Raw genomic sequence first — 22,545 nt, 5'->3', positions numbered from 1 at the left:
CGCAACACACTTGTGACCGATCGGTAACAATCCGTGCGGTCTGCGAATTGGCAGGGCAGAAGAACGTCAACGAAGCGGGCTCCAGACGGAGCGACGGGAGCACGGATGAACTGGGCAGCGAGAATGGTCGGCGGGCGTTTTCATTACGGATGGCTCGTCGTGGCGGTGGTGTTCCTCGTGCTGCTGGCGGCTGCCGGCACGCGTGCGACGCCGAGCGTGATGATGGTGCCGCTCGAGCATCAATTCGGCTGGAGCCGCGCGACGATCTCGCTGGCGATTTCGGTGAACATCGCGCTGTACGGGCTCATGGGGCCATTCGCGGCGGCCGCGATGCAGCGCTTCGGCGTCCGGCCCACGCTGCTCGCGGCGCTCGCAACGATGGCGGCGGGCGTGGCGCTGTCCGCGCTGATGACGCATCCGTGGCAGATGATCCTGATCTGGGGCGTGATGGTGGGCGGCGCGACGGGTGTCGCGGCGCTCTCGCTTTCGGCGACCGTCGTCACGCGCTGGTTCACCACGCATCGCGGTCTCGCGCTGGGCATTCTCACGGCGAGCTCGGCCACGGGGCAGCTCGTGTTCCTGCCGTTCCTCGCCGCGATCGCCGAGAAGCACGGCTGGCAGTCGGTGGTGCTGGTGGTCGCGGTGGCGGCCGCCGTCGTGCTGCCGCTCGTGGCGTTCCTGTTGCCGGAGCGGCCGGCCAGCATGCAGCTGCGCCCGTACGGCGAGCCGCATGACGCGCCCATCGCGCCGCCGGCGCCGCAGCAAAACCCCATCAAGCTCGCGTTCGGCGCGCTCACGTCGGCCAGCCGCACGCGCGACTTCTGGCTGCTGTTCTTCAGCTTTTTCATCTGCGGCGCGAGCACGAACGGCTATGTCGGCACGCACCTGATCGCCATGTGCGGCGACTATGGCATGACGGAGGTGCAGGGCGCTTCGCTGCTCGCGACGATGGGCATCTTCGACCTTTTCGGCACGACGCTCTCGGGCTGGCTCTCCGACCGCTTCAACGCCCGCGTGCTGCTGTTCTGGTACTACGGGCTGCGCGGCCTGTCGCTCATCTATCTGCCGCACGCGTTCGGGATCGACTTCTTTGGACTGCCGATCTTCGCCGTGTTCTACGGGCTCGACTGGATCGCGACCGTGCCGCCGACCGTGCGCCTTGCCACCGACGTCTACGGCAAGGAACGGGCGCCGATCATCTTCGGCTGGGTGGTTGCGGGCCACCAGCTCGGCGCGGCGTTCGCGGCGTTCGGCGCGGGGCTGCTGCGCTCGAGCCTCGGCACGTACACGGTGGCTTCGATGATCTCGGGCGGTCTTTGTCTGATCGCCTCGTTCCTCGTGCTGCGCATCAATCGCGGGCCGCGGGCTGTTGGCGTGCAGACGGCCTGAAGCGGGGCGAAGGCGCCAGGCGCAGGCGCGATCGGTACCCTCGGGCGCCGCGCCGCAGCCCGGTACGCCAAAACGCCGAAGTCGATGCGGCACTTTAGACGCTCAAGCGCGTTTCACTCGGCACAGGTATGCTGTTGGCCCCGGGCGAGCGCCCGCAACCTTCCAGGACAGACAAGGCATGACGAAGCACAAACCCGCACCGACAGCCGTGCCCATCCACGAACTGATTGCTGGCCGCTGGAGCCCGCGCGCCTACTCGAGCGAGCCCGTCTCGCGCGAGGCGCTGCACGCCGTGATCGAGGCCGCGCGCTGGGCGCCGTCGGGCTACAACCTGCAGCCGTGGCGTTTCATCGTATTCGACCGCACGGCCGATGAAGTCGCGTTCAAGCGTGCCTTCTCGACGCTCGTGCCGTTCAACCAGCAATGGAATGCGCCCGCCCCGATCCTGATCGCGGTGACGGCGCAGACGCTCAACGCGAAGGGGGAAGTGAACCGCACGGCGCAGTACGACGCCGGCGCGGCGGCCATGTCGCTGGTGCTGCAGGCCCACGCGCTGGGACTGGCCGCGCACCAGATGAGCGGTTTCGACGTGAACGCGTTCCGCAAGGAATTCGCGCTGCCGAACGATGTGGAGCCGCTCGCGTTCATCTCGATCGGCCATTACGGCGACGCCGATAAGCTCGATCCCGTGCTGCGCGAGCGCGAGAAGGCGGAGCGCACGCGCTCGGCGGTAGGCGAGATCGCTTACGCGAACGCGTGGAAGCAGCCGTTCAAGGGCTGAGGCTAGCGGTTCGCTGCTGATTGATGAAGCAAAGGCGGACGCAAACTCGACAATAAAGACAGCAGCAGGCGCCGCAGCAGCAACGCAGCAGAAGAAAAAACGCGCGGCACGAGCCGCGCGTTTTTTCCTTGCGGGGACGCATCACCGCCCATCGGTTGCCCCGCGCCGCGCTTTCATGATACAAAGCCGGTCCTCCCAGCCTTCCTCCTTGCGCGCGTCCGCTGCGCGTCATTGCCATGACCCCGTTTTGCGCGATCGACTTCGGTACTTCCAATTCGGCCGTGGCGCTTCCAGGCGTCGCACCGGGCGAGGCCATGCGCCTCGCGCCCGTGGAAGGCACGCACACCACGCTGCCCACCTCGGTGTTCTTCAATACCGACGAGCACACCCGCGAATTCGGCCGCGCGGCGCTCGCCTCCTATATTGATGGCTTCGATGGGCGCCTGATGCGCTCGATGAAAAGCATCCTCGGCTCGCCGCTCGCGGAGAGCACGACGGATCTCGGCGATGGCAGCGCGATCCGCTACACGGAAATCATCGCGATCTTTCTGGATCACCTGAAGCGCAGCGCCGAGCGCTGCTCGGGAGCGTCGATCTCACGAGCGGTGCTGGGCCGCCCGGTGTTCTTCGTCGACGAAGATCCGCGCGCCGACCAGCTCGCGCAGGATCAGCTCGAAGCGGCTGCGCGTTCCGTGGGTTTCAAGGAGATCGAGTTCCAGTACGAGCCGATTGCGGCGGCGTTCGACTACGAGTCGCGCCTGACCGACGAGGGCCTCGTGCTCGTGGCCGACATTGGCGGCGGTACCTCGGACTTCTCTCTCGTGCGCGTCGGGCCGCAGCGCATGACGCGTCTCGAGCGCAAGGACGACGTGCTCGCCCACCATGGCGTGCACGTGGCAGGCACGGATTTCGACCGCCGCGTGGAGCTGGCAACGATCCTGCGCGAGCTCGGCTACCAGTCGCTCGATCCGGAGGGGCGCGAGGTGCCGAACCGCGTCTATTTCGATCTCGCGACGTGGCACCTCATCAACACGGTCTATACCCCAAAGCGGGCGGCCGAGCTCAAGCTCATGCGCCACCTGTATTGCGACACCGCGTACCACGACCGCCTGATGCGCGTGGTCGAGTGGCGCCTGGGGCACGCGCTGGCCGCGCATGCGGAGGAAGCGAAGATTGGCGTGTCGGCGGGCGGGGAGACGATGATCGATCTGGAGCAGGTGGAAGCCGACCTGCGCCTCGCGTTCGACGACGCGCAGTTGATCGATGCCGGCCGCGAGGAAACGCGCCGCATCGTGCAGGCCGCGCGCGACACCGTCCAGGCGGCCGGCGTGGCGCCGGGCGCGGTGAACGCGCTCTACTTCACGGGCGGCTCGACGGGCCTGCTGTTCCTGACTCAGGCGCTCGCCGAGGCCTTCCCGCAGGCGCAGCCCGTGTTCGGCGATCGCCTCGCCAGCGTGGCGACAGGGCTGGGCATTCACGCTCAGCGTTTGTTCGGCTGAGCCCCCGAAGTCTCTCAGCAAAACCACCAGGCGATAAAAAACCCCACCTTCGAGAAGAAGCGTGGGGTTTTTCGGTAAGCTTGCCAGTCAGGACCAGAGGTTGGTGCCCCGACGGTCAGAGCCGACGATCAGAGCGGGTACTTAGACCGGCTTGATGTTTGCGGCTTGCTTGCCCTTCGGGCCCGTGCGGACTTCGAATTGAACCTTTTGGTTCTCTTGCAGCGTCTTGAAGCCGTCAACCTTGATTTCCGAGAAGTGCGCGAACAGATCTTCGCCACCGCCGTCCGGGGTGATAAAGCCAAAGCCCTTAGCGTCATTGAACCACTTGACGGTACCGGTTTCCATATTACTTTCCTAAAAATGAATGAAGGCCGAAGCCAAAGAGGTGCATGAAAATCAAGGAAGGGGGATGGGACCAGCCGGAGTACCGTTGATGGGCGAACTACGAAAGACCTATTCACACTCGCCGCTTGAAATCCTGCTCGGACTTTATACGGCTTATTGGCAGGAAGGTCAACTAGCACCCAGGGAATCTCCATATTTTTTTACACCGGGGTCGAAACAATGTCTTACAAAGCTTGCTAAGGGGCTGTTTTTTTTGTAGTGCCAGTAGATTTTTGACGCCTTTTGATGGTGCAACCGTTAAACTACGCGCCGCGCACGAGTTGCGCCTTCGGGCGCAATCTGACCGCGCGCAGGTGCGACCGCCGTGGGAACCCCGCCCGCACAACAGACGGGGCAAGCGGAGTCGAACTGCTCTTGAAACAGGAGAAGACGTGAAAAGTTCTATTCAACGGAACATCGGCCCGTTCGCGCTGATGTTTACCGGCCTCGGGTCGATCATCGGTTCGGGCTGGCTGTTCGGCGCGTGGAAGGCTGCCAAGATCGCCGGTCCCGCCGCCATCTGCGCATGGATCATCGGCGCCGTGGTCATTCTCGCGATTGCGCTCACTTACGCCGAACTCGGCGCGATGTTCCCCGAATCGGGCGGCATGGTCCGTTATGCCCGCTACTCGCACGGCGCGCTCGTAGGCTTCATCAGCGCCTGGGCGAACTGGATCGCCATCGTTTCGGTGATTCCGATCGAAGCCGAGGCCTCGATCCAGTACATGAGCACCTGGCCCTATCCCTGGGCGCACGCGCTGTTCGTCGACGGATCACTGACACATTCAGGGCTATTTCTCTCGGCGCTGCTCGTGATCATCTACTTCATGCTCAACTATTGGGGTGTGAAGCTCTTCGCGCGTGCCAACAGCGCCATCACGATCTTCAAGTTCATCATCCCCGGTCTCACGATCGCGGGCCTGATGGCGACGGGTTTCCATCACGAGAACTTCGGCCAGTCGACCGACTTCGCGCCGTATGGCTGGTCGGCGGTCTTCACGGCCGTGGCCACCAGCGGCATCGTGTTCGCGTTCAACGGCTTCCAGAGCCCGATCAACCTCGCAGGCGAAGCGCGTAATCCGTCGAAGAGCGTGCCGTTCGCGGTGATCGGCTCGATCCTCTGCGCGCTCGTGATCTACGTGCTGCTGCAAATCGCCTATATCGGCGCGGTCAGCCCGTCGGACGTCATGAAAGGCTGGAACACGTTCAACTTCAAGTCGCCGTTCGCCGAGCTCGCGATCGCGCTGAACCTGAACTGGCTGGCGATCCTGCTCTACGTGGACGCATTCGTGAGCCCGAGCGGCACCGGCACGACCTACATGGCCACGACCTCGCGCATGATCTACGCGATGGAGCGCAACAACACGATGCCGAAGATGTTCGGCAACGTGCACCCGTTCTACGGCGTGCCGCGTCAGGCGATGTGGTTCAACCTGCTCGTCTCGTTCATCTTCATGTTCTTCTTTCGCGGCTGGAGCTCGCTCGCGGCCGTGATCTCGGTGGCAACCGTGATCTCGTACCTCACCGGCCCGATCGCCCTGATGGCGCTCAAGCGCGCCGCGACGGAGCTCGAGCGCCCGCTCACCGTGCCGTTCATGAACGTGATCGCGCCGTTCGCGTTCGTGTGCGCGTCGATGATCCTGTACTGGGCGAAGTGGCCGCTGACCGGCGAAATCATTCTGCTGATGATCGTCGCGCTGCCGGTGTACTTCTACTTCCAGGGCAAGGAAGGCTGGGCCGGCTGGGGCCAGGACCTGAAGGCGGCCTGGTGGCTGTGCGCCTACCTGCCGGTGATGGCGCTCCTCTCGCTGATCGGCAGCAAGCAGTTCGGCGGTCACGACCTCATTCCGTACGGCTGGGACATGCTGGTGGTCGCGATCTTCTCGCTCGGCTTCTACTACTGGGGCGTGAACTCGGGCTATCGCACGCCGTATCTGAAAGAGCGTGACGAGCACGACGAAGTGCTCGAAGGCATCGGCGCGCACTAAGCAGCGCACCCTGTCCGGTTGAGCGGCCCGCTGATGCGGGCCTGCCACAAAACACAAGGCCCGCCTGAAGCGATCCAGGCGGGCCTTGTTGCATGGTGCGTCGGCGCGTTACTGGACCGCCGAGCCGAACACGTAGTTCGTCATCGCCAGCGCGCGCTGGTAGGTGCCGAGCGACTGGACGCCAAGCGTGTAGTCGTCGTCGGCGGCGCCGAGCGCGGCGAAGACCGGCAGCAGATGCTCGTCGGTGGGATGCATGAGCACCGCGTGCGGCGCCTGGCGGCGGTAATCGAGCAGCGCGTCGATGTCGCGGGCGGCGAGGCGCGCTTCGAACCAGTCGGTGAATTCGGCCACGCGCGGATCGGCGTCTTCCGGCCGCGCCGAGAAGTCCGCGGCGCGCAGGTTATGGGTGATCTGGCCCGAACCGATCACCATCACGCCTTCATCGCGCAACTCGCGCAGCGCGCGGCCGATTGCGAAGTGGTGGGCGGCGTCGGCGCGCGGCTGGATCGAGAGCTGCGTGACGGGCACATCGGCGTCCGGGAACATCAGCAGCATCGGCACCCAGGCGCCGTGGTCGAGGCCGTGCGCCTCTTCGTCGACCGGGACGCCTTGCGCGCGCAGCAGCGCCGCCGCGCGCTGCGCGGTCTCGGGCGCGCCGGGCGAGGGGTACTGAATCTCGTAGAGCGCGCGCGGGAAGCCGTAGAAGTCGTGGATGGTCTCGGGCTGCACCGCCGTGCTCACGGTGGGCTTGAGCGTGTTCCAGTGCGCCGAGAGCATCAGCACGGACTTCGGACGCGGCAGATGCTGCGCGAGCGTCGTAAAGCCGCCCGACGGCAGCGACGGGTCGATCGGCAGCGTGGGCGCGCCGTGCGAGAGAAACAGGGTGGGCGTACGGGTGGTCATGATCGTGGGCGGCTTGGGCTGCGTCAGGCAGCCGGGAAGTTTCGTGTTGCGATCAATATAAGACTCTACCCGCGTGAATTAAACGGGGCATCAGGGAATTGATTGTGTCGCCGATGTTGATAATCGGCATGCGATTGCGGCGCTGTTAATGCGTCGCGCGAAAGTCAGTCCGCGGCGCCGCGCAGGCCGGGCCACGCGGGGGAGAGCGCCGGGCCGAGCGCGAACAGATCGAGCACGCGCGCGACCGTGTGATCGACCATCTCGTCGATGCTGGCGGGCTGGTTGTAGAACGCCGGCAGCGGCGGAAAGATCACGCCGCCCATCTCGGTCACGGCGGTCATGTTGCGCAGATGCGCAAGATTGAGCGGCGTCTCGCGCACAAGCAGCACGAGGCGGCGGCGCTCCTTGAGCGTGACGTCGGCGGCGCGGGCGATCAGGTTGTCGGAGAGGCCGTGCGCGATGCTCGCGAGCGTCTTCATCGAGCAGGGCGCGACGATCATGCCGTCGGTCGCGAACGAACCCGAGGCAATCGTGGCACCCACATCGCGCACCGAATGGACGACGTCGGCGCGCGCGTGAAGGTCGTCTTTCGTGAGCTGGAGCTCGTGCTGGATGTTGAGCCAGCCAGCCGACGAGATCAGCAGATGGGTTTCCACGCCGCCAAGGCGCCGTAGCGTGTCGAGAATGCGCACGCCGTAGATTGCACCCGTGGCGCCCGTGATCGCGATGATCAGCCGGCGCGGAGCCGTCTGCGGATGGGAGGGCGGGGCAAAGGGCGTGGCGTTCACGAGGGGCAAGGCGCGAGAAGATCGCGAAAGATGGCGTGTCTTCGGCGCGGAAGCGACTCGAAAACGCGCTGAATGAACGAGGCGAAGCAGGGCGCAAACGAAAGCGGCGGGCATGGGCCACGCCGCTTCGCTTCGAATGGCTTTACGCCGCGGCGAACAGTTGCTGCAGTTCGCCGTTCTGGTACATCTCCATCATGATGTCCGAGCCGCCGATGAATTCGCCCTTCACGTAGAGCTGCGGAATGGTCGGCCAGTTCGAGAATTCCTTGATGCCCTGGCGGACCGCGTCGTCTTCGAGCACGTTGACGGTCTTGAATTCTTCGACGCCGCAGGCTTTCAGGATTTGCACCGCGCGGCCGGAGAAACCGCACATCGGAAACTGCGCGTTGCCCTTCATGAAGAGGACGACGGCATTTTCGTCGACGATTTGCTTGATGCGCTGTTGGGTGTCCATGTCTGACCTTGGGATTGATAGATGCTGAAAACGATGAATGCAGAGTGAAATGATAGCGGATTTCGCCTGCGCGGGCCGGCCGCACCCTGGCGGCGCGGCCGCTTCGCTACTTCTTGCCGGCGTGCGCGCCGGGGCCGCTCGCGGCTAGCCCGCCTGGCGTGCGCCGCTGATGCGCTCGATGCCGGCCAGATCCTCTTTGGAGCCCACTTCGGCGAAACCTTGCGCTTCGAGCAGCGCGCGCACGGCCGCAGCCTGATCGTAGCCGTGCTCCATCCAGAGCACGCCGCCCGGCACGAGGCGCGCCGGAGCGCCGGCGACGATCGCACGCAGGGCCGTGAGGCCGTCGGCTTCGTCGGTAAGGGCGCCGCGCGGCTCGAAGCGCAGGTCGCCCTGTGCGAGATGCGGGTCGCCGCTCGCGATATAGGGCGGATTGCTCACGATGACATCGAAGCACAACGCGGGATCGAGCGCGTCGTACCAGCTGGCGGCCACGAAGGTGAGCGCGCCGCCGGGGCGACGCGCATCGAGCAGCCTCGCGGCGTTGCGCGCGGCCACGTCGAGCGCGGCCTGCGACCGGTCGACGGCCCACACGCGCGCATCGGGCCGCGCCGAGGCGATGGCCACGGCGATGGCGCCGCTGCCCGTGCCCAGGTCGAGCACGCGCGGCTGCGCGCGGCCTTCCATGGCTGCCAGAGCGGTTTCGACGAGGAGCTCGGTTTCCGGGCGCGGAATCAGCACGTCGGGCGTGACGTCGAAGTCGAGCCCGTAGAACTCGCGCGAGCCCACGAGCTGCGCGATGGGCTCGCCCTGCGCGCGGCGCGCTTCGAGCGCGCGATACGCATCGATCTGCGCGGCTTCGAGTGGGCGTTCGCCGCGCGTGATCAGCTCGGTGCGGCGCCAGCCCAGCACGTGCATGAGCAGGATGCGCGTCTCGAGCGCGGGCAGCGGCGAGGCGCGCAGCAGGAAATCGGCGGTGATGGCGGTCGTGCTCACGATGGGACGGTGGCGGCGGTGCGGGCCGTGCTCAAAGCGCGCTCAATCGGCGTCGCCGAGCGAGGCCAGCTGCTCGGCCTGATGCTCGGACACCAGCGCGCCGATCAGCTCGTCGAGATCGCCGTCCATGATCGCTTCGAGGCGATAGAGCGTCAGGTTGATGCGGTGATCGGTGAGGCGCCCTTGCGGGAAGTTGTAGGTGCGGATGCGCTCCGAGCGGTCGCCCGAGCCCACGAGGCTCTTGCGCGTGGCCGCTTCCTTCGCGTGCTGCTCCTGGTACTGCTTGTCCTTGATGCGGGCGGCGAGCACCTTGAGCGCGCGGTCCTTGTTCTTGTGCTGCGAGCGGTCGTCCTGGCACTCGACCACGATGCCGGTCGGCAGGTGCGTCACGCGCACGGCCGAGTCGGTCTTGTTGATGTGCTGGCCGCCCGCGCCCGAGGCGCGAAACGTGTCGATGCGCAGGTCGGCGGGATTGATCTCGACTTCGCCGATCTCGTCGGCTTCGGGCATCACCGCCACCGTGCACGCCGAGGTATGAATGCGGCCCTGCGTTTCGGTGGCCGGCACGCGCTGCACGCGATGGCCGCCCGATTCGAACTTGAGCTTCGAATAGGCCGCCTCGCCCGCGATGCGCACGATTACTTCCTTGTAGCCGCCCAGATCCGACTCGCTCGCCGACATCATCTCGATCTGCCAGCGGTTGCGCTCCGCATAACGCAGGTACATGCGCAGCAAGTCGCCCGCGAACAGCGCCGACTCGTCGCCGCCCGTGCCCGCGCGGATTTCGAGGAACACGTTGCGCTCGTCGTTGGGGTCCCTGGGCAGCAGCATCATCTGCAACTCGTGCTGCAGCCGCGCCATGCGCTCGCGCGCCGCCTTCACCTCTTCTTCGGCGAAGTCGCGCATCGACGCATCGGCGAGCAGCTCTTTGGCTGCGGCTTCGTCGGAGAGCGCACCGCGCCACTGCGCGTAATGCTCGACCACCGGCCCCAATTCCGCATGCTCGCGCGTGAGCTTGCGATACTGGTCGCGGTTGGACGTCACGTCGGGACGGCTCAACAGGTCGTTCAGCTCGGCCAGGCGGGTAGTCAGCTGGTCGAGCTTCGATTGCATGCTCGTTTTCATCGGGCGGTGCGGAGCGGGCTCCGGAAAGGACTGCGGGAAAGGGGCGGCGGGCTGGGAACCCTGTCTTGCGGATGCATGCCGCGCTTGTGGCGCGGCTGGCGCTGGCGGCGAGAGCCGCTAACGGTAACGGTCGGAGGAGCCTGCGGAGGCGTCCGGCGCGTTCAGGTCGTTCGAATCGTTTGATTCAGCGGCTTCGGACGATGCGTTGGATGCCGCATCGCCGCCCCTGGCGGGCTGGCCATGGCGATAGAAGCCGCTCATCAACTCGATGAGCGAATCGCGGCTCTCGCCGCTCGACGTGTTGAGCGCGTGCGTCGGGCCGTGAATCAGCTTGTTGGTGAGCGACTGCGACAGCGCTTCGAGCACCGCCGCGGGGTCGTCGCCGCGCGCGAGCAACTTGCGCGCGCGCTCGAGCTCGGCGCGGCGCAGGGCGTCGGCCTGAGTATGCATGTGGCGGATGACCGGCACGATGCTGCGCGAGTCGAGCCACTGCATGAAGTTCGCCACGCGCGTTTCGATGATGGTCTCCGCCTGCGCCACGGCGGCCTGGCGCGAGGCGTTGCCTTCGCGCACGATCGTGCCGAGGTCGTCGACGGTGTAGAGGAACACGTCCTCGAGCTGGCCGACTTCGGGTTCGATGTCACGCGGCACCGCGAGGTCGACCATGAAGATCGGACGGTGACGGCGCGCCTTCACCGCGCGCTCGACGGCGCCCAGACCGATGATCGGCAGCGTGGACGCCGTGCACGACACGATGATGTCGAACTCGTGCATGCGCGTGGGCAGATCGGCGAGCGGAATGGCATGGCCGCCAAAGCGTTCGGCAACGTATTTACCGCGCTCGGCGGTGCGGTTCGCGACCACGAGCTCGCGCGGTTGCTGCGCCGCGAAGTGCGCGGCGCACAGCTCGATCATCTCGCCAGCGCCGATGAACAGCACGCGCTGATTGGCGATCTTGTCGAAGATGCGCTGCGCGAGGCGCACGGCGGCTGCGGCCATGGAAACCGACTGCGCGCCGATCTCGGTGGTGCTGCGCACTTCCTTTGCTACCGCGAAAGTGCGCTGGAACAGCTGGTTCAAATAGGTGCCGAGCGCACCGGCCTCGGTTGCCGTGCGCACCGCCGTCTTCATCTGGCCGACGATCTGCGTTTCGCCGAGCACCATCGAGTCGAGCCCCGATGCCACGCGAAACGCATGGCGCACGGCCTCGGACTGCGGCAGCGTGTAGACGTGGGGCGCGAGTTCCTCGGTGCGGATGCCGTGGTAGTGCGAGAGCCATTCCACCGCGGAATCGCGCGAGCTTTGCGCGTCGGTCGCGCAATAGAGCTCGGTGCGGTTGCAGGTGGAGAGGATGGCGGCTTCGGGGGCGTTCAGGCTGCGCCGCCCGCCGGACCACGCGTCCTTGAACAGCGCGAGAGCAGGCTTGATCTGTTCGAGCGGAAACGCCACGCGTTCGCGCAAGGCGACGGGCGCGGTGTGGTGATTGATTCCGATCGTTAGAAGCTGCATACCGTGGGGCGATGATTTAGGCGGATATTATAACTTTTCCGCGCTTCTGACATTCGCGTCGGCAGTGTCAGCCCCCTCCTCGTTTGTTATAGGTAACCTCTCCAGCTGGTAGCCGTAACCATACAGCGTTGTCAGACGCCAGCCGTGCTCGGGCCCGAGCTGCAACTTGCTGCGCAGGCGCGAGGCGTGTGTGTCGAGCGTGCGCGACCGAACGTCACGGTTCAGGTTCCAGACGGTTTCGAGAATGCGCGCCCGGGAAACGGGGCGCGATGCGTTGGTGAACAGTAGCAGCGCGAAGCGGAATTCCTTCGGCGTGAGCGTGGCGGTCTGGCCCCTGAACGACACCGCATAGCGCGCCGAATCGAACAGATAATCGCCGAAGCCGTGGCGCGCGCGGTTGCGCGGACGGCGCACGCCGGCGCGGCGCAGCAGGGCGTCGATGCGCGCGAGCATTTCGGGGCCGCGCACGGGCTTGGCGATGCAGTCATCGGCGCCGGCTTGCAGGCTCGCGACGATCTCGCTTTCGTGCGGCGAAGCCATCAGCACGATGGCGGGCAGGCCTGGCAGCAGGCGGCGCGCACGGGGGATGAGTTCGTCGCCGCCGAGGTCGCCGCACCATGAGGCGGCCATCAACAGGTCGAAGGCGTCGTCTTCGAGCGCTTCGACGAGCGGGGCCCCCTGGTGGAAATGCCGGCACGCATGGCCGCCTGAAATGAGCAGACGCTCGATCATTTCGGCTTGGCGCGTGTCTGGTTCGACAAGTGCGATTCGCATAAGAGTGTCCAGCCGTTGAGGCCGGGTGCGCTTGCCTTGCGCCATCCCGCCCCCTACACTCAACCGCTACGCGTGAAGCGTCGAGCCGACCGTTTTCCAGTAAAAATACTGTTGTAAATGAGACTAAAGAATGCTATCCGCCGCACTGCCACAGTCCTATCGGACTCTTCCGAAAATCCTTAGGACTGAGCGCTGATGGGCTGGTCTGGCATCGTTGTGCTCGGGCTCGCGATTGGCTGCGCGGGATGGTTCTTCCATCCCCTGCGCCGAGCCTCCGGTCCCGCAGGCAGGTCGCTCGCGTTCGCCGTCGCGGCCGCGCTGGCCGGCGCCGCGCTCGCGAAGGCCGCGGGCCGCGCCACCGGTCTCTTCTACGATGGCGAACTGCTCGAATGGCCCGTTTGCACGGCGCTCGCCTTTGTCTTTGTCGCTGTGTCGGTCGCGCTGCGCGCGCGTCGCTAACGAATAACCAACCGTTCTCGCAATGGAGCGCTCCCACGAGGCGCGCCTCTTACTCTCGCAGGTGAAAACATGAACGCCCGACTTCCCGAAACGTCCACGATCCCCGAACGCATTGCCGCGCTGCGCGCCGCGATGACGAGCGCGGGCATCGACGCCACGCTGGTGCCGTCCGCCGATCCCCATCTCTCCGAGTACCTGCCGGGCCGCTGGCAGGGGCGCGAATGGCTCTCGGGCTTCACGGGCTCGGTGGGCACGCTCGTCGTGACGAAAGACTTCGCGGGCGTGTGGGTGGACAGCCGCTATTGGGTGCAGGCCGAGCGGCAGCTCGCCGGCACCGGCATCGAGCTCATGAAGATGATGGGCGGCCAGCAGAGCGCGCCGCATATCGACTGGCTCGCGCGCAACGTGCCGGCGGCCGGCACGGTCGCGGTGGACGGCGCGGTGCTTGGCGTGGCGTCGGCGCGCGCGCTGGCCGAGGCGCTCGACGCGCGCGGCGTGAAGCTGCGCACCGATCTCGACCTGCTCGACGCCGTCTGGAGCGGCCGCCCCGCGCTGCCGCTCGCGCCGGTCTACGAGCACGTCGCGCCGCACGCGGACGCGCGGCGCACCGGCAAGCTTGCTCAGGTGCGCGGCGCGATGCAGGAGAAGGGCGCGCACTGGCACTTCATTTCGACGCTCGACGACCTCGCGTGGCTCTTCAACCTGCGCGGCGCCGACGTGAACTACAACCCGGTGTTCGTCGCGCACGCGCTGATCGGGCCGGATCAGGCCACGCTCTTCGTCGCCGACGGCAAGGTGCCGTCGGACCTCGAGCAATCGCTCGCGCGCGACAACGTGCGCGTCGCGCCTTACGCGCAGGCCGCGGATGCGCTGGCGGCGCTGCCCGCGGGCGAGTCCTTGCTCGTCGATCCGCGCCGCGTGACGTTCGGGCTGCTGCGGGCGGTGTCCGCGGCGGTGAAGCTCGTGGAGGCCGTCAATCCGAGCACGTTCTTCAAGTCGCGCAAGACGGCCGCGGAAGCGGAGCACGTGCGCGCGACCATGGAGCAGGACGGCGCGGCGCTCGCCGAATTCTTCGCGTGGTTCGAGGCGGCGCTGGGCCGCGAGACCATCACCGAGCTCACCATCGACGAAAAGCTCACGGCTGCGCGCCAGCGCCGCCCGGGCTTCGTCTCGCTCTCGTTCGGCACGATCGCGGGCTTCAACGCCAACGGCGCGATGCCGCATTACCACGCCACGCCCGAATCGCACAGCGTGATCGAAGGCAACGGCCTGCTGCTGATCGACTCGGGCGGCCAGTACCTGGACGGCACGACCGACATCACGCGCGTGGTGCCCGTGGGCACGCCGAGCGCCGAGCAAAAGCGCGACTTCACGCTCGTGCTCAAGGGCATGATGGCGCTCTCGCGTGCGCAGTTTCCGCGCGGCATCCGCTCACCGATGCTCGACGCGATCGCGCGCGCGCCGATCTGGGAAGCAGGCGCCGACTACGGCCATGGCACGGGGCACGGCGTGGGTTATTTCCTGAACGTGCACGAAGGCCCGCAGGTCATTTCGCACTACGCGCCGGCGGAACCGTGGACCGCGATGGAAGAGGGCATGATCACTTCGGTGGAGCCGGGCATTTATCGGCCGGGCAAGTGGGGCGTGCGCATCGAGAACCTCGTGTTGAACCAGAGCGCCGAAACCACGGAATTTGGCGACTTCCTGAACTTCGAGACGCTCACGCTGTGCCCGATCGACACGCGCTGTATCGATCTGGCGCTCCTGCGCGAAGACGAACGCGAGTGGCTCAACGCGTATCACCAGACGGTGCGCGTGCGCATCGCGCCGCATGTCTCGGGCGACGCGCTGGCGTGGCTCGAAAAGCGCACGCAGCCGATCTGATGCGACGCACGCACCCGGGCCAGAACGGGTGCAATCAAGCTGGTGCAATCAAGCTGGTGCAATCAAGCGGTGTGCAAAGCGGAACCTGGAGCGGAACATAAAGCGGAGCGCAAAGGCATGGCGATCAAGGCGGTGGTGTTCGACTTCGGCGGGGTGCTGGTGGACTGGAGCCCCGAGTATCTCTATCGCAAGCTGATTCCCGACGATCACGAACGCCGCTGGTTTCTCACCCATGTCTGTGCGATGGACTGGGTGGTCCGTCAGGACGGCGGCGAGCCGATCGCCGTGGGCACCGAAGAGCTGGTCGCCCGGTACCCCGAGCACGAGGGGCGCATTCGCGCGTTCTATGAGCGCTGGCACGAGATGATCGGCGGGCTGCTCGAAGGCGGCGTGGCGACTTTCGAGCGTCTGGAGGCCGCCAACGTGCCGATCTTCGGTCTCACGAACTGGTCGGCGGAGACGTTTCCGTGGGCGTGGGAGCGCTTCGGCATTCTGAGGCGCTGCCGCGACGTCGTTGTCTCGGGGCGCGTGAAGCTCGTGAAGCCCGATCCGGCGATCTTCCATGAAATGTTCCGCCGCATCGAGGCGCAATTGCCGGGCGTGACGCCCGGCGAGCTCGTCTTCATCGACGACAGCGCGCGCAACGCCCAGGCCGCCACGGCGCTCGGCTGGCACGGCGTGCATCACACGAGCAACGCAAGCACCGACGCGAAGCTGCGCGAGCTCGGCTTGCCGGTCTGAGGGCGCGTCTGCGCGCCTGCGCGAGCGGCCGGCGAGTGACCTATTTCGATGCGGGCGCCGGCGCGGCCGGCTGCCCCAGCAGGTTGCGCAAAGCGTCGGCGATCCCCTTCGCGGTCTGCCCGGCGCCTTTCGCAACGCCTTCCGCGCTCACACCCAGCGCCTGCGCAAAGCCTGCGCGCAGCTCCGTCATCAGGCTTTCGTTGAGCTTGAACTTCGGGTCGTGCAAATTCCCATCGAGGACGAAATGCAGCGTGATGTCGCCCTTGTGCGTCTTGAGCGCGGCCACGGCGGCGCGTGTCGGAATCGACAGGAAGGTGTCGACGGGGTTGGCGCTCTCCGTGAGCTGCAGGTTGTGCAGCGTGACGGCGCCCGGGGCGTGCAGGCGATAGTCCTTCACGGTCGCGCTCAGATCGAGGTCGAGCGTGCCGCTCGTCACGTCGGCCTGCGCGCCGGCCTTCTTCAGCAGATACGGATCGATCGTCCGGATATCGACGCCGCGCAGCGTCGTATGCGTCTGCGAGTCCTTGCTCGCGATCTGCACCCAGCCCTCGAAGCTGACGCGGCCCGTGTGCGCGGGACCGACGACGCTGCCCGTGACCGAGACGTTCGTGGCTTCCGCGAGCGCGGGCAGGTGCACGTGGTCGACGCTGCCTTGTGCGCGATTCACCGTCACGTGCCACGGTGGCGTGCTGATTGAGCGGTCGTAGAACTCGAACACGCCGTTTTCGAAGCCGATGTGGTCGATGATCTTTTCGCGCGGCAGCATGTTCTCGCCCGCTGCGCCGCTCGTGCCGGACACGGGCGCGGCGCTTTGCGCCATGGCCGCGCGCAGATTCGGCAGCAGCGCGATGGACCCGTTCGCGCGGCGCACGATCGTCATCGTGAAATCGTGCACGGTCACATCGCGGATGTGCACGCGATGCGCAAGCAGCGCGCGCAGATCGGGCGCGATCGTGATGCGCGCGGCGTGGAGCGTGTCGGCGGTGGGCCAGTTGGGCGGCGGCTTCAGTCGCACATCGGTCAGCTCGATGGAGCTGAGGTCGAAGGCCACCTCGATGTGCGCCGCCGTGCCCACGGGTGCGAGCGCGCGCTCGACGTAGGATTTCGCCTCGCGTTGCAGCGCATAGAGCGCGCCGAGTGCCGCGAGCAGCGCGAGTAGCACGACGGCGATCGCCGCGAAGAACCAGGTCCTTTTACGGGGCAGCATCGCCATGGGGATTTCCTCGCGGTGGTGGGGACGAAAGGGATAATGCAGGACTCACGCAGGACACCCGCAGACGCCTTCGAGCAACCGCCATGCCGCGCGTGCCGCAAAGCAGAACGGCGGCCCGTGGGCCGCCGTTCTTTACCTTCGCCAGATTCGATCGCCGGATGCACCGGCGCGTCGATTACCGGCTGATCGGCTTGTAGCGCAGGCGCTTCGGACGCGCCGCTTCCTCGCCGAGGCGCTTGATCTTGTCGGCCTCGTATTCCTGATAGTTGCCGTCGAAGAACGTGACCTGCGAGTCGCCTTCGAACGCGAGGATGTGCGTAGCGATCCGGTCGAGGAACCAGCGATCGTGCGAGATCACCATCACCGAGCCCGCGAATTCGAGCAGGGCGTCTTCGAGCGCGCGCAGCGTTTCGACGTCGAGGTCGTTCGACGGCTCGTCGAGCAGCAGGACGTTGCCGCCCGAGATCAGCGTCTTGGCCAGATGCAGACGGCCGCGTTCACCGCCCGAGAGGTTGCCGACGATCTTCTGCTGATCGCCGCCCTTGAAGTTGAAGCGGCCGATATACGCGCGCGACGGCGTTTCGTACTTGCCCACCGTGAGCACGTCGGCGCCGCCCGAGATTTCCTCGAAGACGGTCTTGTTGGCGGCCAGCGCGTCGCGGCTCTGGTCCACATATGCAAGCTTGACCGTCGGGCCTTGCACGATCTCGCCCGAATCCGGCTGCTCCTTGCCCGTGAGCATGCGGAACAGCGTCGACTTACCCGCGCCGTTCGGGCCGATGATGCCGACGATCGCGCCCGCCGGAATCTTGAAGCTGAGGTCGTCGATCAGCAGACGGTCGCCGTAAGACTTGCTGACGTTCTTGAACTCGATGACTTCGTTGCCCAGACGCTCGCCCGCCGGAATGAAGATTTCCTGCGTTTCGTTGCGCTTCTGGTAATCCGAGCTCGACAGTTCCTCGAAGCGCGCGATACGCGCCTTCGACTTCGCCTGACGGCCCTTCGGGTTCTGGCGCACCCACTCCAGTTCCTTCTTGATCGCCTTCTGGCGCGCCGATTCCGTCGCTTCTTCCTGCTTCAGGCGCTCTTCCTTCTGGTCGAGCCAGCTCGAGTAGTTGCCCTTCCAGGGAATGCCGTGACCGCGGTCGAGTTCGAGAATCCACTCGGCGGCGTTGTCGAGGAAGTAGCGGTCGTGGGTCACGGCGACCACGGTGCCCGGGAAGCGCGTGAGGAACTGCTCGAGCCACTCGACCGATTCGGCGTCGAGGTGGTTGGTCGGCTCGTCGAGCAGCAGCATGTCGGGCTTTTCGAGCAGCAGCTTGCACAGCGCGACGCGGCGCTTTTCACCGCCCGAAAGATTGCCGATCTTGGCGTCCCATGCCGGCAGACGCAGCGCGTCGGCGGCGATTTCGATCTGCTGTTCCGCGCTGCCATCGGTGGTCGCGAGGATCGCTTCGTACTTCGCCTGCTCGGCGGCGAGGGCGTCGAAGTCGGCGTCCGGCTCGGCATAAGCGGCGTAGATCTCGTCGAGCTTCTTCTGCGCGTTGAACACGTCGCCCAGACCCTCTTCGACCGCTTCACGCACGGTCTTTTCGGGGTCGAGCTGCGGCTCTTGCGGCAGATAGCCGATGTTCAGGTTCGGCATCGGCGTGGCTTCGCCTTCGATGTCCTTGTCGACGCCGGCCATGATCTTGATGAGCGTGGACTTGCCCGAGCCGTTCAGGCCGAGCAGGCCGATTTTCGCGCCCGGGAAGAACGACAGCGAGATGTCTTTCAGGATCTGGCGCTTGGGCGGCACGATCTTGCCGACCCGGTTCATGGTGAAGACGTATTGGGCCATGAGAGTGTCTTTGGAAACGGGAGGAAAAAGGGCGTCGCGCTTAAACGTTGAACAGGAAGTTCATCACGTCGCCATCGTGCACGACGTATTCCTTGCCTTCGGCGCGCATCTTGCCGGCTTCTTTCGCGCCGGTTTCGCCCTTGAACTGGACATAGTCGTTAAAGGCGATGGTCTGCGCACGGATGAAGCCGCGTTCGAAGTCGGTGTGGATCACGCCCGCTGCCTGCGGTGCCGTGTCGCCCACATGGATCGTCCACGCGCGCACTTCCTTCACGCCCGCCGTGAAGTACGTTTGCAGGCCGAGCAGCTTGAAGCCCGCGCGGATCACGCGGTCGAGGCCCGGCTCGTCCATGCCCATGTCGGCGAGGAACGCGATCTTGTCTTCGTCGTCGAGGTCGGCGATTTCGGCTTCGATCGCCGCGCATACGGCCACCACCGGCGAGCCTTCGGCTTCGGCGTGCTTGCGCACGGTGTCCAGGTAGGGGTTGTTCTCGAAGCCGTCGTCCTTCACGTTCGCGACGTACATGGTCTTCTTCGCGGTGATCAGGCAGAACGGCTTGAGGAGCGCCTGTTCGTCCTCGTTCAGGTCGAGCGCGCGAACGGGCTTGGCCTGGTCGAGCTGCGCGCGCACCTTCTCGAGCACGGCCACGAGCTTCGCCGCTTCCTTGTCGTTGCCCGACTTGGCGGCCTTCGAGTAGCGCGTGAGCGCCTTCTCGACGGTGCCGAGGTCGGCCAGCGCGAGTTCGGTGTTGATGACTTCGATGTCGGCGAGCGGATCGACCTTGCCTGCGACGTGGATGACGTTTTCGTCCTCGAAGCAGCGCACGACGTGCGTGATGGCGTCGGTTTCGCGAATGTTCGCGAGGAACTGGTTGCCGAGCCCTTCGCCCTTGCTCGCGCCGGCGACGAGACCCGCGATATCGACGAACTCGACCACGGCCGGCACGACGCGCTCGGGCTTGACGATCTCGGCGAGCGCCTTCAGGCGCGGATCCGGCACTTCGACCACGCCGACATTGGGCTCGATCGTGCAGAACGGGTAGTTTTCAGCCGCGATGCCGGCCTTGGTCAGCGCGTTGAACAGGGTGGACTTCCCGACATTGGGCAAGCCGACGATGCCGCATTTGAGGCTCATGGAAAACCTTTTTGAATCAGTTGGTTACGGCTGGTCGTCGTGTCGTTTGCAGTCCGGCGATGACCGGAACGCGACAGCCGCAAGGGGAATTCGGGGACGAGACAAAACGTACGCATGCGGCCACGAGGCCCACGAATTCGTACGGATTTTGTGCTCGAAAAGTGGCAATTGTAACCCGTTCGGCGGCGTTGATCGCCGTGGGGCGGGGCGACTTCAAGGACGCAGCCGGTCCTCGCCGGCTGCGACGCGTGGGAAGGGGAAACCGGGGTCTCCCCGGGCTGCACAGCATGAGACCTGCGACACCTCACCGCGCTCTTGCCCCACCGCAACTGACCACTTGGCGGGCCGCCCATCCGGCCCTGTCAGACTACCCCCCGCAGCTATAATGCGCGGATGACTTCAACCAACCAGACCTTTGACGTTGCCGTGATCGGCGGCGGGCTCGTCGGCAAGGCGGCGGCGCTCGCGCTGACTCAGGGCGGCCTGCGCGTGGCGCTGCTCGCGCAGCCGTGCGCGCCGCTGCCCGCCGGCGCCGTTTTCGATGCGCGCGTCTATGCGTTCTCGCGCAGCTCGCACGCGCTGTTCGAGCGGCTGCGGGTCTGGCAGGCCGTGGACGCCGCGCGCCTCACGCCCGTCTACGACATGCGCGTGTTCGGCGACGCCGCCGCGGAGCTGCACTTTTCCGCGTATCAGGCTTCGGTGGCGCAGCTCGCCTGGATTGCCGAGTCGTCGCTGGTGGAGCGCGCGCTCGATGCCGCGCTGCATTTCCAGCCCAATCTCACGTGGATCGACGCGCGTGCGCAGACGCTCGACGTGAAGCCCGACGCCGCCGTGATCGGTCTCGCGAACGGCCGCACGATCGAGGCCGATCTGGCCGTGGGCGCCGACGGCGCGCATTCGTGGGTGCGCGCGCAGATCGGCTCGAAGGTCGAGCGGCGCGACTACCGGCAGACCGGCGTGGTCGCCAACTTCCGCGCCGAACGGCCGCACGGCGAATGTGCGTATCAATGGTTCCGCGACGGCGAGATCGTTGCGCTGCTGCCGCTGCCGGACCAGCACGTCTCGCTGGTCTGGTCGGCGCAGACGGAGCACGCCGATGAACTGCTCAAGCTCGATCCGCAGCAGCTCGCGGCCGAAGTCGAGCGCGTGACGCAGAAGCTGCACGGCGCGCTCGAGTGCGTCACGCCCGCGCGCGGTTTCCCGCTGGCCTTGCAGACCGTCGACCGCCTGATCGCGCCCCGTGTCGCGCTGGTCGGCGACGCCGCGCACCTGATTCACCCGCTCGCGGGGCAGGGCGTGAACCTGGGGCTGCGCGACGTGGCCGCGCTCGTCGACGTCATCACGCAGAAGGAAGCATTTCGTGACCTCGGCGATACGGTGTTGCTACGCCGCTATGAGCGCGGCCGCCGCGAAGACATCCAGAAGCTCGTCATTGCCACCGACGGTTTGCAGCGGCTTTTCTCGGTGCCGGGCACGCTCGCGCGCGTGCTGCGCAACACGGGCATGGCGTTCGTCGGGGCGCAGCCACTCGTCAAGCGCTGGCTGGTGGCTTCGGCGCTCGGCTGAGCAACGAAGCCGCGGCGCAGCGGCGAGCTCGCCGTCTCGGCGCTGGCCCTCTCGGCACCACCCCGTCGAACTCCACCCGTTGCGCCATCAACTGCGCCGGTCACAGCGGGTATTTCGGTTGCTCCAGTTCAGGGCAGCTTAGAATGGGCGTATATCTGGCCATGCCCGAATTTCACCCGGAACGCAATGTGCGCGGTTTGCGCCAGGCGTCCCAGATTCAGGAAGCATCACATGCAAAAGCGTATTCGCATTGCCGCGATCGTTCTCGCGGCGCTCGCCTCGGTGCTCGGCTGCTCGGCGCAGGCCGACCAGACCACCGACAAGATCAAGGCCGCACTGCAGTCGCGCCTCGGGGTGGACGGCGGCGACATCAAGAGCATCACGAAGGCGCCCGTGGCCGGCCTCTATGAGGTGAACCTCGGCACGCAGATCATCTACAGCGATGCCAACGGCGATTACGTGCTCACGGGCGACCTCGTCGATACCAAGGCGCACCGTAACCTGACCGAAGCGCGCCTCGCCGAGCTCAACAAGGTCGACTTCTCGAAGCTGCCGCTCGAGAACGCGGTGAAGGTCGTGAAGGGCAACGGCAAACGCCAGATGGCCGTGTTCTCCGATCCGAACTGCCCGTACTGCCATCAGCTCGAAAGCACGCTCAAGTCCATCGACAACGTGACGGTCTACACCTTCCTGTACCCCGTGCTGTCCAACGACTCCACGGTGAAGGCGAAGTCGATCTGGTGCTCGACCGACCGCGCGAAGGCGTGGGAATCGTGGATGGTCGACCGTAAAGCGCCCACCGCCTCGGGCAACTGCAACACCGCCGCGATCGACAGCAATCTGAAGCTCGGCGCGAGGATGAACGTGACCGGCACGCCCACCGTGATCCTGGCGGACGGGACGCGGCTGCCGGGCGCGGTTAGCGCCGACCGGCTCGAAAGCGCCTTGAGCGCCGCGCGCTGAAGCCCCGACCGAACCTGCCGGCCGCTTTTGCGGCCGGTGCCTTTTTTGTCCACCGATTATTCCGAATGCTCGCGATTGCCGCGCATGAGCGCGCCTTGCAGACACTGGTTGCCAGTGGCGCAGCGCTCGCCTCAATCGCTCACCAAACCCGTCACTG

The 22,545-nt window shown here is 66.0% G+C and carries 19 protein-coding genes and 1 pseudogene; 9 read left to right on the top strand and 11 right to left on the bottom strand.

Annotated features, from left to right (window positions below; genetic code table 11):
• Nucleotides 1–105: 105 nt before the first annotated feature.
• The 3 genes from BO1_RS16045 to BO1_RS16035 all read left to right on the top strand — a co-directional run bounded on the left by BO1_RS16045 (nt 106) and on the right by BO1_RS16035 (nt 3,669).
• Nucleotides 106–1,389 carry an MFS transporter gene (locus BO1_RS16045; protein ID WP_028218414.1) on the top strand — a complete coding sequence of 428 codons (1,284 nt, stop codon included), beginning with the start codon at nt 106–108 and terminating at the stop codon, nt 1,387–1,389.
• A 178-nt stretch (nt 1,390–1,567) separates the two neighbouring features.
• Nucleotides 1,568–2,170, top strand: coding sequence for a nitroreductase family protein (locus tag BO1_RS16040; RefSeq protein ID WP_028218413.1), 603 nt, complete (start codon nt 1,568–1,570; stop codon nt 2,168–2,170).
• 236 nt (nt 2,171–2,406) lie between these two features.
• Complete coding sequence (locus tag BO1_RS16035; RefSeq protein ID WP_028218412.1) at nt 2,407–3,669, top strand: Hsp70 family protein; 1,263 nt, start codon at nt 2,407–2,409, stop codon at nt 3,667–3,669.
• A gap of 141 nt (nt 3,670–3,810) precedes the next feature.
• Here the strand turns inward: BO1_RS16035 and BO1_RS16030 are convergent, their stop codons facing one another.
• Nucleotides 3,811–4,014 carry a cold-shock protein gene (locus BO1_RS16030; protein WP_027797379.1) on the bottom strand — a complete coding sequence of 68 codons (204 nt, stop codon included), beginning with the start codon at nt 4,012–4,014 and terminating at the stop codon, nt 3,811–3,813.
• A 431-nt stretch (nt 4,015–4,445) separates the two neighbouring features.
• On the opposite strand from BO1_RS16030, the gene BO1_RS16025 reads away from it, so the two are divergent.
• Nucleotides 4,446–6,041 carry an APC family permease gene (locus BO1_RS16025; protein WP_028218411.1) on the top strand — a complete coding sequence of 532 codons (1,596 nt, stop codon included), beginning with the start codon at nt 4,446–4,448 and terminating at the stop codon, nt 6,039–6,041.
• A gap of 108 nt (nt 6,042–6,149) precedes the next feature.
• On the opposite strand, the gene BO1_RS16020 is transcribed toward BO1_RS16025, so the two are convergent.
• The 7 genes and pseudogenes from BO1_RS16020 to BO1_RS51315 all read right to left on the bottom strand — a co-directional run bounded on the left by BO1_RS16020 (nt 6,150) and on the right by BO1_RS51315 (nt 12,587).
• Nucleotides 6,150–6,944 (bottom strand): DODA-type extradiol aromatic ring-opening family dioxygenase, encoded by a 795-nt coding sequence (locus BO1_RS16020; protein ID WP_028218410.1) that lies wholly within the window; start codon nt 6,942–6,944, stop codon nt 6,150–6,152.
• A 164-nt stretch (nt 6,945–7,108) separates the two neighbouring features.
• The gene (locus BO1_RS16015) at nt 7,109–7,732 is read right to left on the bottom strand and encodes a UbiX family flavin prenyltransferase (protein ID WP_043285054.1); all 624 of its coding nucleotides are present in this window, start codon (nt 7,730–7,732) and stop codon (nt 7,109–7,111) included.
• A gap of 142 nt (nt 7,733–7,874) precedes the next feature.
• Complete coding sequence (grxD, locus tag BO1_RS16010; RefSeq protein WP_028218408.1) at nt 7,875–8,186, bottom strand: Grx4 family monothiol glutaredoxin; 312 nt, start codon at nt 8,184–8,186, stop codon at nt 7,875–7,877.
• A gap of 144 nt (nt 8,187–8,330) precedes the next feature.
• Nucleotides 8,331–9,179: a peptide chain release factor N(5)-glutamine methyltransferase gene (gene prmC, locus BO1_RS16005; RefSeq protein WP_028218407.1), complete on the bottom strand. Its 849-nt coding sequence runs from the start codon at nt 9,177–9,179 to the stop codon at nt 8,331–8,333.
• A 42-nt stretch (nt 9,180–9,221) separates the two neighbouring features.
• Entirely contained in the window at nt 9,222–10,304 is a 1,083-nt protein-coding gene (gene prfA, locus BO1_RS16000) for a peptide chain release factor 1 (protein WP_028218406.1), read from the bottom strand.
• A 240-nt stretch (nt 10,305–10,544) separates the two neighbouring features.
• Nucleotides 10,545–11,813: pseudogene (gene hemA, locus BO1_RS51320) on the bottom strand (glutamyl-tRNA reductase); the annotation flags it as partial.
• A gap of 27 nt (nt 11,814–11,840) precedes the next feature.
• Nucleotides 11,841–12,587 (bottom strand): response regulator transcription factor, encoded by a 747-nt coding sequence (locus tag BO1_RS51315; protein ID WP_043285052.1) that lies wholly within the window; start codon nt 12,585–12,587, stop codon nt 11,841–11,843.
• Nucleotides 12,588–12,782: 195 nt separating this feature from the next.
• Between BO1_RS51315 and BO1_RS15985 the strand changes: the two genes are divergently transcribed.
• The 3 genes from BO1_RS15985 to BO1_RS15975 all read left to right on the top strand — a co-directional run bounded on the left by BO1_RS15985 (nt 12,783) and on the right by BO1_RS15975 (nt 15,671).
• Nucleotides 12,783–13,046: a hypothetical protein gene (locus BO1_RS15985; protein ID WP_028218405.1), complete on the top strand. Its 264-nt coding sequence runs from the start codon at nt 12,783–12,785 to the stop codon at nt 13,044–13,046.
• Between the two features lie 69 nt (nt 13,047–13,115).
• Nucleotides 13,116–14,930, top strand: a complete 1,815-nt coding sequence (locus BO1_RS15980; RefSeq protein ID WP_028218404.1) for an aminopeptidase P family protein — start codon at nt 13,116–13,118, stop codon at nt 14,928–14,930.
• 117 nt (nt 14,931–15,047) lie between these two features.
• A complete protein-coding gene (locus BO1_RS15975; RefSeq protein ID WP_028218403.1) occupies nt 15,048–15,671 on the top strand; it encodes an HAD family hydrolase in 624 nt (207 codons plus the stop codon).
• Between the two features lie 40 nt (nt 15,672–15,711).
• Here BO1_RS15975 and BO1_RS15970 read toward each other — a convergent pair whose 3' ends face one another.
• From BO1_RS15970 to ychF, 3 genes are all read right to left on the bottom strand, one after another.
• The gene (locus tag BO1_RS15970) at nt 15,712–16,884 is read right to left on the bottom strand and encodes a DUF748 domain-containing protein (RefSeq protein ID WP_028218402.1); all 1,173 of its coding nucleotides are present in this window, start codon (nt 16,882–16,884) and stop codon (nt 15,712–15,714) included.
• A 175-nt stretch (nt 16,885–17,059) separates the two neighbouring features.
• The gene (gene ettA / locus BO1_RS15965; protein WP_028218401.1) at nt 17,060–18,724 is read right to left on the bottom strand and encodes an energy-dependent translational throttle protein EttA; all 1,665 of its coding nucleotides are present in this window, start codon (nt 18,722–18,724) and stop codon (nt 17,060–17,062) included.
• A gap of 40 nt (nt 18,725–18,764) precedes the next feature.
• Nucleotides 18,765–19,859, bottom strand: coding sequence for a redox-regulated ATPase YchF (gene ychF, locus BO1_RS15960; protein WP_028218400.1), 1,095 nt, complete (start codon nt 19,857–19,859; stop codon nt 18,765–18,767).
• A gap of 393 nt (nt 19,860–20,252) precedes the next feature.
• Here ychF and BO1_RS15955 point away from each other — a divergent pair, with 393 nt between their 5' ends.
• Both BO1_RS15955 and BO1_RS15950 read left to right on the top strand, forming a co-directional pair.
• Complete coding sequence (locus BO1_RS15955; RefSeq protein WP_028218399.1) at nt 20,253–21,425, top strand: UbiH/UbiF family hydroxylase; 1,173 nt, start codon at nt 20,253–20,255, stop codon at nt 21,423–21,425.
• A gap of 231 nt (nt 21,426–21,656) precedes the next feature.
• A complete protein-coding gene (locus BO1_RS15950) occupies nt 21,657–22,388 on the top strand; it encodes a DsbC family protein (protein ID WP_028218398.1) in 732 nt (243 codons plus the stop codon).
• Nucleotides 22,389–22,545 lie beyond the last annotated feature (157 nt).

It is taken from the genome of Paraburkholderia oxyphila NBRC 105797 (assembly GCF_000685075.1).
In the GTDB taxonomy this organism is placed as follows: domain Bacteria; phylum Pseudomonadota; class Gammaproteobacteria; order Burkholderiales; family Burkholderiaceae; genus Paraburkholderia; species Paraburkholderia oxyphila.
Note: the sequence above shows the minus strand (reverse complement) of the source record. Positions and strands in the feature narration are given on the sequence as shown.